The sequence below is a fragment of the Priestia sp. VA7 genome, from assembly GCF_055710015.1.
The window spans coordinates 1,109,312-1,125,622 of sequence record NZ_JBVQPN010000001.1; the positions used below are offsets into that span (position 1 = coordinate 1,109,312).

The window sequence follows — 16,311 nt, forward strand, 5'->3', positions numbered from 1 at the left end:
AGCCAATTAATTAGCTATAAGCAACTATACCAGCGGCTATCTCCATGAAGATAGCCGCTGCGACTTCTGGATCTTGAAAACATGCTCCGCGTGGAATATTATCCAAACCTGCTCCTGAACGTTCAAGCGGAGCTGGGGGAAAGCTACTTCATTTTCGTTTAATAGCTTTTCTGGGTCTTTCATTCATTAGATGAATCAAAATATGTTTCGGTGCTTATTCTCCGTGCTTTAGTTTTTTTATATACCTTATTAAATACTTTACAAAGATATCATCTCTTACTAACCAGGCGGCATAATTCCTTTTTAAAAAGATTTCTGCTTCCTTAAAGCTTTTAAATGTATGAATCGATAGCCCTTTGTTATTTTCAATTATCCATTCATCTTCATTCTGAAGAGAAACAAGGAACATATCATCATTTTGAGTTTCGTAGAGAGAACCAGATGAAGATTCTTTCAAATTATATCGGTTTCTTCTTGCATCCTCTCGTACAGGATCCAGATGAAATGTATCTGTTACAAACTGGTTATAAGCTTCATTAGTTAACGAACATCCAGCAGCTTTTGCGTGACCTCCGCCTCCATAGTGACCAGCAACTTCTGATACATCCACATGATCATGAATGGTCCGAAGACTAATTCGTTTTCCTCCCATATTTAACATGGCAATGTAATCAAGGTGAGGATATTCTTTTCCTAATTCGTTTCCAAGTTCTGAATGATACGATTCAGCGTACACGATCCCTGCCAAATAGTCATCTATAAAGGTTTGCACCAATTCTCGTCTTTTCCGACGAATATAACGTTCTACTTTATCTTCTTCCATATCTAAGATCTTCTGTTCAAACTCGTCAAAAAAGAAGTGGTCACTGTTTTGAAGTCTGTTAACCATTTTTTCTTCAAACTCGTCAATAGATATTAAAAAGAAGAGAGCATTTAGCCTGTGTGCTTCTTGGTTGTTGTTCTTTTCCCATTCCCAAGTATCATACTGCCTTACTAGTTCTACAAATTCATCAACCGCATTGGAAGTCTGGATAAGTTCATTTTCTATAAGGTATTCATAAAACAAGGACGTTCCCGAGGCTAAGCTCCCTTCGTTGTCTTCTACGACAACGTGTCCCCATTCATATTCGTTGAAATGAAGAGCTGTTTTATGATGATCAAGCAGCTGGACTTTTCCTCCTGTTTGATAAAACTCTTCAAGTCTTTTTTCATTCTCTTCGTTTACTGATAAATCCGTGATAAATAAATGTGTATTTCTTTCTTCATTTTCTAAAAACCATTCTACTTCACGGTTAAGCGATGCAATAGAGTTATAACGAATTTTTATTCTATCTCCAAAAGCTAACTTTGCTAAAACTCCGCATCCAACTCCATCTAAATCCGTATGTGATAACAGTTTATACATATCTTTCACCTCGAAATTATTATGATACGAGAGAAAGGTTTTTAACCGCTGAAGCTTTAGTTTGCTGAAGAGCACTATGGTAAAACTAATTTTTCTTTAGGTAACTATGTTAACGTCCAAAAAGCATAACATATAAAGCTTCTTTCCACTTGACCTATCTGAATACAAACTAGAGTACTGCCTTAATTATATGTTTAGGGAAGAGCATCTTCGTTTAAAGATATTGTATGTAACAAGAAAACATCTTGGTTACCCATAATGAGATCTATGATATAAGAAAACATTGGTTTTTTACATTCTTTTAAGAACAGAAAGGGGATAACATATGAGATCTTCTGCTGAAGCACAAAAGAGTTTCGTTCAAACACCACTAAAAGGGAAAAATATTTTATCGAGACCTTATCTAAACAAAGGATCTGCATTTACAAAAAGAGAAAGAGAAGAACTCAAGTTAGATGGATTATTACCGCCCACCGTACTGACATTAGAAGAACAAGTACAGCGTGCTTATCAACAGTTTAAGAATGCATCAAATGATTTGCAAAAAAATAATTTATTAAACGATTTGCATAATCGAAATGTGGTATTGTTTTATCGATTATTAAAAGATCATTTAAGTGAAATGCTACCGATTATTTACACACCAACCGTTGGAGAAGCTATTCAAGAATATAGCCATCAATATCACCGTCCTGATGGTCTATATTTGTCTATTGACGAAGCGGACAAAATGGACAAAGCGATAGAAAATGTAGAATTAAGCTCAGAAGATATTGATTTAATCGTAGTTACAGACTCTGAGAGCATTCTTGGAATAGGAGACTGGGGAGTAGGCGGAATTAACATTGCAGTGGGTAAATTAGCGGTATATACAGCAGCTGCCGGTATTGATCCGAGCCGTGTTCTTCCCATTGTGTTAGACGTAGGAACCAATAATAAAGAATTACTTAAAGATCCGCTTTATTTAGGTAATCGCCATGAGCGTTTAACAGGCGAAGCTTACAATCAATTTATTGATCAATTTGTAAATAAAATAATAAATAAGTTCCCAAAAGCATTGTTACATTGGGAGGACTTAGGGAATAAAAATGCCAGACGCATTATAGAAGAGTATGGAGATCATCTTTTAACATTTAATGATGATATTCAAGGTACGGGTGTGATTACATTAGGGGCTGTATTGACTGCTTTAAAAATTACAAAGACCTCCCTAAAAGATCATCGTATTGTTGTCTTTGGACCAGGTTCTGCCGGTATTGGAAACGCTGATCGAATCCACAGTGCGATGGTTCTTGAAGGTCTTTCAGAAGAGGAAGCATATGATAGGTTTTGGGCCTATGATTATAGAGGGCTGTTAACGGAGGAGATAAATGATTTAGCTTCATTCCAGCAGCCTTATGCCCGTAAAGTAGAAGAAATAAAAAATTGGAAAAAAGATAATGACAATAAAATACCTTTGTTAGAAGTAATCAAACAAGTAAAGCCTACTATTCTAATTGGAACATCGGGAGTAACAGGGGCATTTAAGGAAGAAATGATTAGAGAAATGGCTCGCCATGTAGAAAGACCTGTGATTATGCCTTTATCTAACCCTACTAAGTTAGCTGAAGCTATCCCGAAAGATATTATACATTGGACAGATGGCAAAGCATTAATTGCAACAGGAAGTCCCTTTGATTCAGTGGAGTATAGAGGAACAACATATGAAATTGGCCAAGCTAATAATGCATTTGTATTTCCCGGTCTTGGTCTGGGCGCAATTGCTGTAAAAGCTGAAAAATTTACAGAGACGATGTTCGCTGAAGCTGCAAATGCAGTCGCCCATATGGCCGAAACTCAAACCAAAGGTGATACGTTACTTCCTCATATTAAAGATCTTCAAAACGTATCCAAAACAGTGGCTATAGCTGTTGCAAAAGCTGCTATTAAAGATGGTGTATCGAAATTTCAAGAACAGGATGTAGAAAGGTTAATAGAAAAAGCTATGTGGAAACCAGAATACAAGACTATCCGACCAATAAGTAAGGCAAAAGCGAATTGATCTCTTAGTGAATTTTTTCAAGGTTATTCCTTTCTCGAGTTGATGTAAACATATACATCCAACGTTAAGAAGAGCCCATCTCTTTCAACTGAAAGGGAGTGGGCTTTTTCTTAATATAATATATGAATTCTCTACCATAAATACATCTCTCAGAATTAAAAAAGAAGGTTGAGACATAACTAAATCACTTCAATCTAAAGACGAACAACTCGGATGAATGCTTTGGTATGAATTACTTATTACAGCGCTGTTAATTTCCGTGCAAGGCTTCGCTTTTCGCGAGTGGCCGGTGAGCCTCCTCGTTGCTTGCGCTCCTGCGGGATCTCATCTGTTCCGCTTTTCCCGCAGGAGTCTTCGCCTTGCCCTTCAATCAACAGCTAGAAGCAAATATATATATGAAATCTACGTTCAACATACCCATAAAAAAATCCGAACGAAGTTGATTCTCTATCAAGAATCTCAATTCATCGTTCGGATCTTCCTTTGACTACAATACTTTTATTCCAGTCTTTCTTTTTACTAATTTGTCTATTTTTGATATTTGCTCTTCTTGTTAATAAGTTATTTATTATATGTCGCATCGGTATGTTTATCGTTATCGGTGTTAAGAACATGTTTATCTAGATACTTATGGAAGAACCATTCACTAACGGCTATAACAATAGCTGATACTACAGAAGCCTGAATAACGGTTATGGTATTTCCAAAAAAGGATGCCCCCATTATCCAGATGACTAAAAAAGATAAAATAAGATCAGAAATTGTAGCGACAATGTTTCTTTTTTTATAGTCTGAATCATCAGCAGCATTGCGATATACTAACAAATCGCCAAGGGCATAAGCGACAACTGTGAGGACTAAACCGATTAGTATAGTGTCACTAAAATTGTAATTATAAATGCCTGTAAATACTATGCCTAAGACTACAGCGCTCATTACAAACTTTATAATAAGAGCCTTTACATGTTTCATCTTTTTTCATCTCCCTTTTATTATCTTTTAATGAATATATACCCAGTATTAGGGGAGGTAATCTTTTTTAGATAAACGTTTTGCCTTAAGCAAGCTAGCATTTATTTAATCTAATTCCTTAAAAAGGGAAAATCATTTGATTCACTCCTTTAACTACGGCTCCATTGTTAAGAAGGGTAGAATAGCGGGTACATAAAAAATGAGGAGAAAAGATCTTAATGAAGGAGGAAGGTTTTATGAGTAAAAGTATTATAGGTGTATATGAGTCCCCGGAAGAAACATTAACTAGAATTGAGAAATTAAGAATGATAGGGTATGAGGATAATGAAATTACAGTTCTAACTAATCAAGAGACCGCAGCGGGCAACCTAGCTTATAGAACGAATGTAAACGTGGATAAGCTATCTGCTGCTGACCAAGATAAGGTCACTCAGGAAGATATGACTGGAGGGACCCAGCCGGATTCTTTTTTAGATAAATTAAAGAAATTTTTTGTGGTCCAAAATTACTCAAATGAAGAAGACCGTGCAACAAATTTAGGTATTCCCACAGAGGAGCTAACCTCTCATAAAAAAGATTTGGATGATGGAAAGTTTGTAATTGCTGTGACTTCTCATAAATTGAATGAAAAAGGGTTAGACCTAGGGTGATATATTTGATTTAAAAGAGGGTGTACGCTAACGCGTACACCCTCTTTTGATATATAGAATTCACAAGAAAAATTGTTTACAAAGAAGATTATTTATTGCGATAACCTTCCTTTAAATATTTTCGTAAGTGAAAATCGTGTACTAATTTAATCGTTGGACGAATGAGCAATTGCACGCTTCCAAGAATAAATAACCAAATCCCTATATTTTTTAAGGAATCATAGAAGAATAAAATACTGCCAATTAGGAACCAGATGCCTATCAAGGAGTCATTAATCGTATTTATAACTTTATAACTCTTTTTAAAGAACAATTCGTATTTACCTATTTCAATCTCCCCGTAGTCTTCTTTTCTTCCCATTTCTGACATTGTAACTCCCTCTTTTTCTTGAATTTCCTTTTTTTTATTCCCTTAGCAAGTCATAAAAAAACGTCTTTTGTAACAGGTATATGATGGTAAGGAAACAAGCGTAACTTTAGTGTGTTTTTCCATCTCAAATCTCCATTTTTATCTATTAATGGTGTAAGCATTGATTAGAATAGATTTCTGCTCTTCATAGATGCAATAAAAGAAAACACAGGAATCCCTAAAAAGAATTGAATTGATGCCTTATTTAGAAAGCTGTTTTATAGGACGATTCATGTAGCTTCTTGGTAAAATAAATACTACGCTCAATACTAATGACAAGATCCCCACTAGTACGACGTATTCTGTACCCAGCCCTGATATAAATAGTCCACCTACAGCTGTACCAATCGTTGTTCCTAAGTTAACGGATGATAAAAATAGTCCGTTTGCGAAATCAGGAGCTTTTGGAGCTGCTGATGAAATCCAATATTGATTAATATTCGTTCCTATCCCAGCGAATATTCCCCAAACTAAAGTCATAATAGCCATAGGCCAAGTGAACTGTCCGGTGAAGAATAAAATGATGTAAACCACTCCCAATGCAAAAGGAAAAACTACTACCGTTTTGATGGCATTCTTCGTAAGCAGCTTCCCTGCGATAATGTTTCCAATAATATTGGCCACACCGAATAGAATTAATATAAAGCTAATTAGTTTTCCAGAGATGTTCGTAACGGTTTTAAGATACTCAGCAAGATAGCTGTATACTCCAAATACTGCTGAATTCAGTAAAAGGACGGCCATAATGGAAAGCCAAGTAACGGGGTTTTTTAATACGCTGAGCTGCGCTCCGTAGGAAAGTCTTTCTTTAACAGGCATAGAAGGGAAGAATGCCCATGTAGCAATAAATACTATAGCGTTAATAACAGCGAAAAATGCCATTGATAGTTGAAACGAAACTGTGCTTGCAAGAAAGCTTGCGATTGGTACACCAAGTACCATACCTGCAGATACGCCAATAAAGACTTTGGAAACAGCTTTTGGAGCGTCTTCCTCGCTGACGGAGTTCGCAGCGATTGTAAAAGCTGCTGAAAAATAAATTGGATGAAAGATAGCTGGAATCACACGCGCAATTATGGCGACAGCAAAGTTAGTGGTGAATATAGAGATAATGTTACCTAAAACGAAAATACCAAGTACAAGCAACATTGCTTTCTTACGATTGATTCCTGAAAATAATAACGGCATAGTTGGACCGGATATTGATACAGTAAGTGCAAAAAGACTTACCAGCCATCCGGCCTTCGATACACTGATATGAAAGTGATCCGCAATGTAGGGCAGTATCCCTATAACCCCCATTTCGGTATTTATAATCCCGAAAGCTCCTAAGGTTAAGACAAATATAAGTAGCTTATGTTGTTTAGACATACAATCAATTTCCTTCTTTCTAAAAAGTGTTCTGTTCTAGCTGCTTCAAAGCGGGCTGTTTAAAGACCAATTGTCATGTTTTTACTTAGTCACTTTTTCAATGGTAACTGTAAAATCACCATGAATATTTTCAACGTTTTCTTTTCCTGATTCAATCTGACCTAGTATGATAAGGTCATTTGTGGCATCCTCAAAACCTTTATAAAAAATAGCTACATTTCCCCAAGGAGCGTAATAAGCAAAGTCGCCTTTTTTGATGGATCTCCAGCTTGTACATCATCTGCTGATAATCTCTTTTGTAAAATACTAATTTTTTCTTTACCTATATAATCTTCAAAAGTTATGGTTAAAGGCAGTTGAGCTAAAAAAGCCATACTTCCTGAGTTATCGTACATCCTAATCAAGACTTCTTTATCGTTAAACGTTAATTTGATTCTTGTAGCTGAAATAGAATCTTCTTTGGTTGTTCTGGTGCTTGGTTTGAAGGATTACTTGCATTATGATCTCTGTCCGCTGCAGATGAATTATTGTTGCTGCAAGCAGAGAGGCCAAGGCTTGTTACTAAGATAGAAGATAGACATAAAAATTTTTCATTTTAAGCTCCTTTCAATTTTGAATAATTAAAAATGGTGCTTTCGTGATATGAACTTCGTTGCTATTTATTCTAATGGCTCCTTTTAAATATAGAAAATACTTATATCTTATATCATGATATGCTTGATAAGCATTTCTGGGATGTATATACTAAAGCTTGTGAAAGGAGAAGCGGTATATGGAAGTTCGAGTTTTGCGCTATTTTCTTACGGTTGCAAGAGAAGGAAACATCACGAGAGCTGCTGATTTTTTGCATGTGACACAGCCAACTTTGTCGAGACAATTAAAAGATCTTGAACAAGAGTTAGGTAAAAAACTATTTATTCGCAGCAGTCACAGTATCATTCTGACAGATGAAGGAATGCTTCTGCGAAACAGGGCAGAGGAAATCGTTAATATGATGGATAAATTAGAGGCGGAATTTAGTTCGATGGAAGAAACAATAGGTGGTGATGTCTATATAGGCGGCGGGGAAACTGAAGCTATGAAACACATTGCACGAGTAGCAAAAGATGTACAGGTACGTTATCCCAATATACGATATCACCTCTACAGCGGAAACGAAGAAGATATAACGGAACGGCTAGACAAGGGTCTGCTTGATTTCGGTATTTTAATTCAGCCGGCCGATATTTCAAAATACAATTATCTTAATATGCCTGCCAAAGATGTTTGGGGCGTCGTTATGAAAAAAGACAGCTCTCTTGCCGTCAAAGAAAGCATTCAAGCTGCGGATTTAGTAAACGTTCCACTGATTTGTTCACGACAGGCCATGAAACAGACGTTTTCAAAAAATGAATTTGCGGATTGGTTTGGCGAAGATTTTCATAAATTAAACATCGTCACTACATACAATCTTGCATATAATGCGGGCATTATGGTTGAAGAAGGCGTTGGATATGCCATAACACTTGATAAAATAGTCAATACATCTACTACTAGCAACCTTTGTTTCAGGCCGTTACAGCCAAGACTTGAATCAGGTTTAAATATTGTGTGGAAAAAGCATCATGTTCTTTCAACTGCGGCGAATGCGTTTTTAAAAGAACTGCAGAAGGAATTTGCATCACCTAGAAAATGAAATTTTTGATAGCATTCTACTTTAAAACAGCCATAAAATTGGCTGTTTTTTATTGTATAAAAATGTAAAATGATGGTTTCTTTTTTCTTTAATTTATTACAAAAAAATCAAATACACGTAAGACATTTCTATCAAATGCGATAACGGCTGTTAAATTTTATCTTAAAAGTGATATTCTTATAAACATTCAATCAGTATGCTTTTAAAGCTATTTATGGATTTAATGTTAGAGTATGCAACAAGTATGGAGAGCCACGATTGCTTTATTATTTTAAACGAAGGATGAGTGATGTATGAACAAGCTTATACTACCAGCCATACTAGTGATATTCGCTTTATGGATCTTATTGCAATTGGCATTAGGCGGGGATATTTTCAAAAATCCGCTAAATTATTTTATCTTAATAACGATTTTCTTTTCATTTATCCAACAAGCAAAAGAAAAATAGCCTGGCTTGATCGCTACTGTGTAGTCTATAGTTATAGGCTGCTTTTTCTTTTGGCCGCGTTAAAAATAATTCCATCTATGAGCTAATTAGAAAAAGAAGGTTGAACCTTGCTTTATAAAAAATACCTTACGACTGTAAAAGCGGTTAAAATTTAAAAAAATATTAAACGGTACCTTGCAATAAACAATAGCTGGTGATATATTGTAATTATTAGGAAATCATTATGAATCAGTACTATACAATAAACAGTAGTGGACTGTGAAAAGAAAAGGGTGAAGAACAGTGAACGTACAATTTAAAAAAGGAGTTTTAGAGCTTTGTGTCCTTGTGTTGCTTGATAAAAAAGACCGCTATGGATATGAACTAGTTCAAAAAATCTCCGATCAAATTGAAATATCAGAAGGGTCCGTATATCCTTTGCTGCGCCGATTAACCAAAGAAGAATATTTTACAACGTACTTAAAAGAATCTACAGAAGGTCCTTCAAGGAAATATTATCAGCTTACCGATAAAGGAAGAGATTATTTATACAAGCTTGTCGATGAGTGGAACGAGTTTTCAAGAGGGGTTAATCAATTAATTAAAGAAGGTGTGAACAATGTCGAAGAGTAAATTTTTACAGCAATTAAATGAATCCTTAAAACCATTATCCGTAAAAGAACGGGCAGATATTTTACAAGATTATGAAGAGCATTTTTCCATCGGTTTAGAAGAAGGAAAAACAGAAGAAGAAATTGTAACGTCCCTAGGTTCTCCAAATCAAATAGCTAAAGAATTGCTCGCAGATTATCACGTTGAGCAAGCAACAGCTAAGGCAACAACTCAAAATATTTTAAGAGCCACTTGGGCCGTAATTGGTTTAGCTTTTTTCAATGTAGTAATTGTTCTTGGGCCCGCCGTGGCATTAGCTGGCTTCATTTTATCAGCTTGGGCCATAGGTCTATGTTTCTTGCTATCTCCTATTCTAGTTCTCGGTGAGGCTATTGTACATTGGAGCGGCTTTTTTCTCTTTAATTTATTCATGGCTTTAGCATTTTGCGGAATTGGCTATTTTATTATGCTAGGTATGTTAGTTGTGACGAAGCTAGCTATAAAAGGCTTTGTACGTTATCTAAAATACAATGTATCACTTGTGAAAGGCGGTTTAAAACGTGCTGAATAAAAAGAAACTCTCCATTCTTGCAGGCATGCTCATCCTTGTTGGGGTTATAGGAAGTCTCCTTACGTATCGTGCTATTGATTCTGAACCTATTTCAAAAGAAAAAACGATCAACAGCAATCAAGTATCCAAGGTAAACATCGATACGGATAATACTCGTGTTCATGTGTACCCTATCAAAGGCGATAATATCAAAGTAACATTAAAAGGAGAAACATCTCCTAATATAAAAAGAGACTTCACTACTGCCGTTAAAAATTCAACGCTTTTCATCTCCTATAATGAACAACAGCGCAGCTGGATCAATTTTGACATTGTTAGTGTATTAAAACCCCTATATATCAACGTTTATCTGCCTGAAAAACAGTATAATTCGTTGGGGATTTCCAGCAACAATGGGTATGTGTCTGTTAAAAAAGTACGTGCAGCAGATGTTTCCATTCGTGCAAACAATGGGCGTGTAGAATTAGAGAACATTGATTCACAAAACTTGAACACCAGAGTACGCAATGGACTTACAAGCATAAAAAATGCTGCAGCAAAAACGGTTCAAGCAAAAGGAAATAACGGGAAAATAACGCTGAGTAACGTGGAAGGTAATTTAGAAGGCGAAACGCATAACGGAAGCATCGCTCTTGAAACAGAAGAACTTGATCGAGATATTGACTTTAAAACCCACAATGGAAAGATTAAAATTACGACGGAAAAAGAACCAAGTGACGTTCAATTTAATGTTTCCGTGGACAATGGAAAAGTCGATATTCTGAATAAATATGATAGGGACGCTGTTATTGGAAAAGGAAAGAATATCATTAAACTAGCCACTCATAACGGCAGTATTTCAGTAATAAAGTAACTGTTTGTTATCATAAGCTCCTCTATAAAAAAGCAATGGCACAGCTAGACTGAGATAAGCAAAAAAGGTTTTACTCATTAAACATTGGAGTGGAACCTTTTTTAATTTAGCTTATGGTGAAGTAAAGTAATAGTGGCAGCTAAAAATGAGCCGTATACAAATCTCTCTTGGTTCTTGTAATTTGAGCATGGAAGGTCTACAAAAATATATCTTCTTTTATCTTTTCTATAAAAAAGGAATATTTCTTTAAATAAAACGATACTATTTTCTGATACAACCTATTCCTGCGAAAGGAGCAAAAATAAATGAAACGATATGTTGCGTACGGCTTGTTACTCACAGTGTCTTTAGTATTTGCGGTTTTTTTAATTGTTGATTGGCGCCAATACGAAACTGGGTTAGAACATGCTATTAAGCCTGCTGATAAGAACTACGAGAACAGCAAAAACTATGTTTCTGACAAACGTATGATAGATGTCATTGTAAAACTAACGGAAGAAAGTCCTGCAACATTTGGAACAAGATTAAAAAGTGCGCAAAGAATAGATGAGGAGCGTGTCCATGTGAATACCAATAAGCTAGAGGGCATTATTGAGTTAAAAGATATAGAAGGCAAGACCTTGGTATGGCGTGTACTAGACAACACATCCCATCATTTAATTATAGAAAGCAAGAACTGGGGAAATGAATAAGGGACCTGCTGATAATTTCTTTCATTTTTAAAAGAGGGTGAGGCAAAAGTATGTTAGTGATGTCTCAACCTCTTTATGTCCTTCTTATAAGCTGTCGTTACCAATTGTTCTTAAAAAATTTAGTCAAAACAGAGGATGAAAGATGTTTTTGATTTAATACTCATTAAAGTAGTTTTGAATCTTTTTAGGGTCCTTTGTTTTCGTTAAAGCAAGCATTAAAAGAATACGGGCTTTTTGTGGATTTAATGAATCCGATGTAACAAACGTATCTTTATCATCTGATTCTTCATGTGTCACAACTCCGCTTCCTACCCGGCTAGATCTAACAACAACTATGCCTTTTTTTACCGCATCTCTAGCACCTGTTAGGGCAGCATCGGATAGCAGTCCATTTCCTGCTCCTGCAACGACTATTCCTTTTGCTCCAGTTTTTACGGCTGTGTCATAAAAGTTCCTAGAATCGTTTTGATACCCATATATGATATCTACTTGAGGAAGCTCATCTAATTTTGATACATCGAATATTGATTGTGTTGTATGCTTGCGAGTTGGTTTGTTATAAAATATTACCTTATCTCCAGCTATTTCTCCTACATATCCTTGTTCAGGGGATTTAAACGTATCTACTGCCGTTGTATGTGTTTTTGTTATATAACGAGCTGCACCAATTCGATCGTTAAGCGCTACTAAAACGCCGGTATTTCGTGCGTCTTTTGTAGAAGCAATTTTCACTGCATTATACAAGTTTAGCGGTCCATCTGCACTTATAGCGGTAGCTGGTCTCATTGAACCAACTACAACCACAGGTTTGTCACTCTTTACTACTAAATTTAGAAAATAAGCCGTTTCCTCCATCGTATCAGATCCGTGTGTCACGACAATTCCATCAACATCCTTAGAAGCTAATAGTGTATTAATTCGCTTCGCTAACTTTAACAAAATACTGTTATCTATATTTTGACTTCCGATATTTACGACCTGTTCTCCGCTTACATTCGCTATTTTTTTCAACTCAGGAACAGCTTTGATAATTGTTTTAATGTTAAGAGCTCCTGATTCATATCCAGTTGTGTCTGTGCTGCTTTCAGAAGAGCCTGCAATCGTACCTCCAGTGGCCAAAATCTTTATATTAGGCTGCTCTTCTTTCCCTGAATGTTTTACAGTCATTTTAGAATCATTTACAGATGCATTGACCAATGATAAAGGTCCCGAAAATAAGATAACGCTTGATAAAAAGGTGATGCTTACTATTCTTTTCAGTTCCATCGTTACTTAGCTCCTTTTAGGCAAAAGACATGTAACGGTATTATTGGTAATTTAAATTTAAAATATCCAAGGTGCTATTAAGATCTGTATTTGAAATATCTTTCTCCAAACAAATAATTTAGAAGAAAAGGTACACGCTGTATGGTAAAATGAGTCAATAATATCGCAAATGAAGAAATTTATGGAACTGAACTATTCTAATAAACTACTCTAACAATGAATTATTAAGGTGTATTTCTTATAATAAAATGAATCCAGCTAGTAATAAAACAGCACCAAGCATAATTCGGAATCCTGAAGAGGACACTGGATCAGTTGCTATATCCGATGCTACTGCTAAAAAAACTAAAGCTTTTTTAGTTTTTCCTTTTATATTTTTATCCCTTATAATTATAAAAATTCCTGAAGCTAACAGATACAAACCAATTATTAAAGATAATATAGGTATAAAAATCATTTTATTTCCACCTTCTTCTAAAGTGCTGTAGCATAGTTGTTTTCTATGCTTTTTTGTTACGGTCTAAACTTCTGGGCTGTGGCATTAGTACTTTGCACCGCTAACTTATTCAACTATATTAAATCCACCTTTTTCACCAGCTTAGTTCACCTTCACTATTATAGAATATAAAACCAAAAATTCAATTAAAATTCAAAACTATACTATGTCAGTCCATAATGGGATGAAAAGAGTTAAAAACACTTTTATTTAATATTTAAATATTGCTACCAGAAAACGTGTGCACTTTTGCATAATGTTTTAATTTATTTAGATGCATTATAGTAATCTAGCAATTTTATTTGTGTTACTAAACACTTCATATTGATTATCCTCTTTTTCTTCGTTATAATGTAATTGTTACATTTGTAATAATAATGTAATATATTTGTAACTTATATCATTTTTGCGATGTTAGATAGAATGGTAGCTAATGTTAAAAAATGAAAAGCTGTTTATGGATAAGCCCTTAGCGGTTGTGGTAGCAGCCGTGCGGGGAAAACTTTAGATAAAAAGGTGAGGACGATGTTGAAAAAAATATTTATTTTAGTTGTTCTAGGATATATATTCTTGAGTAGCAAGTATTTTCTTCAAAATTATGTGTATGCGGGCACGTATGAGCAAGATATAAAGGTTAACAATGACTTGGTGTCGAGTCTTCTTTTAGAAAAAGCTGTTTTTTAACGGCTTTTAAGACGCTAAATTTTATATTATATAAAGAGGTAATGGGTAGAGTTGTAATTTCTTAATATTGTCAGTCTCTTTCCTTATCTTTAAAGGTGAAAAGCAGGCGGTAGTTAAAATGATTGCAGGACTTCGGGTCCTAATAGATTTTTACATTGCCTAGACAACAACAAAGTAAAGAAGAACGGTGTAATTGAGAAGAGAAGGCTGAGGGAGTAAGAAGAAAATGAAAAACTATTTAAATGTGGAAGAAGGAAAAAATAGCTGGAAGCGTTATGTAAGTACAACAATCCTTGCTTCTGTGTTTATGCTGTTAGGATCAATTATTTATATTATTGCTGATATGATAATGGTTGCAGCTGATGAAAGCGGAAAATCATATGTTGATTTTGATAGCGGAGTGGCTGTGGGAATCAATGCTAACCTTGATTTTCTGTTATCTCATATTATGTACATATGCTGGATTTTTGGTTTATGGATCGGCATTCGTTTTATTCACAAACGAAAAATGAAATCATTAATCACTGCTAACAAACGTGTGAATTGGAAGAAAGTAATATGGTCTTTTGGAACTTTTAGCCTGTTACTAATCATTTCACAATTAATTGATGTTGTGTTTAACCATTCGGATTATTCATGGAACCATGTAAGTGTGAAAGAGTATGTATTATTAATACTTATTACATTTTTGTTAGTACCTATTCAAACAACAACGGAGGAGCTTTTCTTTAGAGGACTTCTTCTTCAATGGGTGAGTAAGAAAGTGAAGCGTCCCATTTTACTTGCGATTATTGTTGGACTAATGTTTTCAATAGGTCATTTTGCTAATCCTGAAATGAATAAATCCATTATATTGGTGGGATTAGATTATATTGTAGCTGGTTTTGCTCTTACATATATCGCGATTAAAACAAAAAGCTTAGAAATTACCATTGGCGCACACGCAGCCAACAACATGTTTCTCGCTCTGTTCCTTACAACGGACGATTCTGTTTTCGGATCTATACCGAGTTTGTTTAAGGTAGCTGACACTGAGCCAGGAGCTAATCTTATTTGGTCGATTGTTATGTTTAGTGTTTTCTATATCTTATGTAGAGGGAAGATAAAAAAGGAAGAAGCAGCTGACAAAGATCAGCTTATTGCTTAAATTAGTAGAACCAATAACTAAACAGGATAGGAGATGTAACAGAGTGAGTGGAAATCACGATGAAAATAAACCATTGACTCGTGCAGAAATGAAGCGAGGCCACTTAGCTACTCAACATCGTATTTTGAATGTACTTATCGTTCTTGCATCGATTGCTGCAGTATATCTAGTAATAAAAACCATATTTTAAAAGAGCAGCCTTTAAGGCTGCTCTTTTTATTTTGTAAAAACACGCGCACGCAACTACCAATTAAAAAAAGCTTTTAACGAAATCATTGTAGCCGTGTAGATAAGAGATGAGATTAAAAAGGTAGGCAAATGCGCATGCTTTTCAAAAGGGAGCTCTTTACTGATCACGTTGAATAACATTGCACCTGAACTAAAAGCAATCATAGATTCAATAAGCAGTCCTGATGAAGGTCCGAAGACGCCCAGAATGGACCCAAGAAAAGTTGCTCCGGCCAGCATATAGCGACCTCTAGTTTTGTGTAAGCGCGGATGTTTTTTTCCAAGATGGTAAGACCACCCGATAAAATGAAGGCTGATAGCCAGTCCGTAGAATACTGATTCAACTCGTTTAACATCGGTTGAAAATACGACATAAGAAATGATAAAAGAATAAACCATAAAAAAACTAGCCTGTACCATGTACACGGTCAGTTCCGTTAGGTGTGTGGCTGCTTTTGTCTGAGCAAATGAATACACAGAAAAATAGACGAGTAAGCCGAGAAGACCAAGAAAATATAATTCAGTATCAAGGGCTAGCGATCCTCCAAACTCTTCTTGTTTCTTGTGAAGCGTCGGTAAGATATAAATAAATACATAGGCAATAGCTACACCGCCTGATAATGAGAGCAGCTTTTTCTCCCCGATTGGAGAACGTTCGACGATCGTTAATGCGTATAGTTGAATGAGGATAAAAACAATACCTATTATGATTGATTCAATTGTAACCATGGTGGTCTCCTTTTAAGGTTCACTTTTAGGGTTTAATTCCCTTTAACAGAAGAAGAGAAACCATGATTTAGATGGAAACATT

At 35.4% G+C, this 16,311-nt stretch carries 18 protein-coding genes and 1 pseudogene; 10 read left to right on the forward strand and 9 right to left on the reverse strand.

All coding sequences use genetic code 11. The features are described from left to right. Positions 1–214: 214 nt before the first annotated feature. On the reverse strand, positions 215–1,405 hold the full coding sequence (locus AC0C45_RS05900; protein ID WP_237892771.1) for a DHH family phosphoesterase: 1,191 nt from the start codon (positions 1,403–1,405) through the stop codon (positions 215–217). Positions 1,406–1,730: 325 nt separating this feature from the next. Here AC0C45_RS05900 and AC0C45_RS05905 point away from each other — a divergent pair, with 325 nt between their 5' ends. Beyond that, positions 1,731–3,446 (forward strand): NAD-dependent malic enzyme, encoded by a 1,716-nt coding sequence (locus AC0C45_RS05905; protein WP_047933599.1) that lies wholly within the window; start codon positions 1,731–1,733, stop codon positions 3,444–3,446. 239 nt (positions 3,447–3,685) lie between these two features. Here the strand turns inward: AC0C45_RS05905 and AC0C45_RS05910 are convergent, their stop codons facing one another. Next, a complete protein-coding gene (locus AC0C45_RS05910) occupies positions 3,686–3,820 on the reverse strand; it encodes a hypothetical protein (protein ID WP_257061667.1) in 135 nt (44 codons plus the stop codon). Between the two features lie 187 nt (positions 3,821–4,007). After that, positions 4,008–4,418 carry a YndM family protein gene (locus AC0C45_RS05915; protein WP_013084432.1) on the reverse strand — a complete coding sequence of 137 codons (411 nt, stop codon included), beginning with the start codon at positions 4,416–4,418 and terminating at the stop codon, positions 4,008–4,010. Between the two features lie 236 nt (positions 4,419–4,654). Here AC0C45_RS05915 and AC0C45_RS05920 point away from each other — a divergent pair, with 236 nt between their 5' ends. Further along, positions 4,655–5,068 (forward strand): hypothetical protein, encoded by a 414-nt coding sequence (locus tag AC0C45_RS05920; protein WP_472927955.1) that lies wholly within the window; start codon positions 4,655–4,657, stop codon positions 5,066–5,068. 88 nt (positions 5,069–5,156) lie between these two features. On the opposite strand, the gene AC0C45_RS05925 is transcribed toward AC0C45_RS05920, so the two are convergent. The 3 genes and pseudogenes from AC0C45_RS05925 to AC0C45_RS05935 form a co-directional block, all read right to left on the reverse strand. Further along, positions 5,157–5,438, reverse strand: a complete 282-nt coding sequence (locus AC0C45_RS05925; RefSeq protein ID WP_472927956.1) for a YrhK family protein — start codon at positions 5,436–5,438, stop codon at positions 5,157–5,159. Positions 5,439–5,678: 240 nt separating this feature from the next. After that, positions 5,679–6,848, reverse strand: coding sequence for an MFS transporter (locus AC0C45_RS05930; RefSeq protein ID WP_237892769.1), 1,170 nt, complete (start codon positions 6,846–6,848; stop codon positions 5,679–5,681). Between the two features lie 81 nt (positions 6,849–6,929). Next, positions 6,930–7,243: pseudogene (locus AC0C45_RS05935) on the reverse strand (cyclophilin-like fold protein). Between the two features lie 377 nt (positions 7,244–7,620). Here AC0C45_RS05935 and AC0C45_RS05940 point away from each other — a divergent pair. The 6 genes from AC0C45_RS05940 (at position 7,621) to AC0C45_RS05965 (ending at position 11,679) form a co-directional block, all read left to right on the forward strand. Further along, positions 7,621–8,523 (forward strand): LysR family transcriptional regulator, encoded by a 903-nt coding sequence (locus tag AC0C45_RS05940; RefSeq protein ID WP_047933150.1) that lies wholly within the window; start codon positions 7,621–7,623, stop codon positions 8,521–8,523. Between the two features lie 293 nt (positions 8,524–8,816). Next, a complete protein-coding gene (locus tag AC0C45_RS05945; protein WP_280168643.1) occupies positions 8,817–8,972 on the forward strand; it encodes a hypothetical protein in 156 nt (51 codons plus the stop codon). A gap of 282 nt (positions 8,973–9,254) precedes the next feature. After that, positions 9,255–9,584 carry a PadR family transcriptional regulator gene (locus AC0C45_RS05950; RefSeq protein ID WP_013084425.1) on the forward strand — a complete coding sequence of 110 codons (330 nt, stop codon included), beginning with the start codon at positions 9,255–9,257 and terminating at the stop codon, positions 9,582–9,584. Next, complete coding sequence (locus AC0C45_RS05955; protein ID WP_016766351.1) at positions 9,571–10,134, forward strand: HAAS signaling domain-containing protein; 564 nt, start codon at positions 9,571–9,573, stop codon at positions 10,132–10,134. Before AC0C45_RS05950 ends, AC0C45_RS05955 begins: the two co-directional genes overlap by 14 nt. Further along, positions 10,124–10,987: a DUF4097 family beta strand repeat-containing protein gene (locus AC0C45_RS05960; protein WP_472927957.1), complete on the forward strand. Its 864-nt coding sequence runs from the start codon at positions 10,124–10,126 to the stop codon at positions 10,985–10,987. The genes AC0C45_RS05955 and AC0C45_RS05960 overlap by 11 nt, the downstream gene beginning before the upstream one ends. Positions 10,988–11,292: 305 nt before the next feature. After that, entirely contained in the window at positions 11,293–11,679 is a 387-nt protein-coding gene (locus AC0C45_RS05965; protein WP_075419237.1) for a hypothetical protein, read from the forward strand. A 153-nt stretch (positions 11,680–11,832) separates the two neighbouring features. Here the strand turns inward: AC0C45_RS05965 and AC0C45_RS05970 are convergent, their stop codons facing one another. Both AC0C45_RS05970 and AC0C45_RS05975 read right to left on the reverse strand, forming a co-directional pair. Then, positions 11,833–12,945 carry a type II asparaginase gene (locus AC0C45_RS05970; RefSeq protein WP_237892763.1) on the reverse strand — a complete coding sequence of 371 codons (1,113 nt, stop codon included), beginning with the start codon at positions 12,943–12,945 and terminating at the stop codon, positions 11,833–11,835. 238 nt (positions 12,946–13,183) lie between these two features. Further along, positions 13,184–13,402, reverse strand: a complete 219-nt coding sequence (locus AC0C45_RS05975) for a hypothetical protein (protein ID WP_237892762.1) — start codon at positions 13,400–13,402, stop codon at positions 13,184–13,186. 949 nt (positions 13,403–14,351) lie between these two features. On the opposite strand from AC0C45_RS05975, the gene AC0C45_RS05980 reads away from it, so the two are divergent. Both AC0C45_RS05980 and AC0C45_RS05985 read left to right on the forward strand, forming a co-directional pair. After that, complete coding sequence (locus tag AC0C45_RS05980) at positions 14,352–15,272, forward strand: CPBP family intramembrane glutamic endopeptidase (protein WP_257061676.1); 921 nt, start codon at positions 14,352–14,354, stop codon at positions 15,270–15,272. A gap of 43 nt (positions 15,273–15,315) precedes the next feature. Beyond that, a complete protein-coding gene (locus AC0C45_RS05985) occupies positions 15,316–15,462 on the forward strand; it encodes a hypothetical protein (protein WP_016766343.1) in 147 nt (48 codons plus the stop codon). A 53-nt stretch (positions 15,463–15,515) separates the two neighbouring features. Here the strand turns inward: AC0C45_RS05985 and AC0C45_RS05990 are convergent, their stop codons facing one another. Further along, positions 15,516–16,229: a hypothetical protein gene (locus AC0C45_RS05990; RefSeq protein WP_237892759.1), complete on the reverse strand. Its 714-nt coding sequence runs from the start codon at positions 16,227–16,229 to the stop codon at positions 15,516–15,518. Positions 16,230–16,311 lie beyond the last annotated feature (82 nt).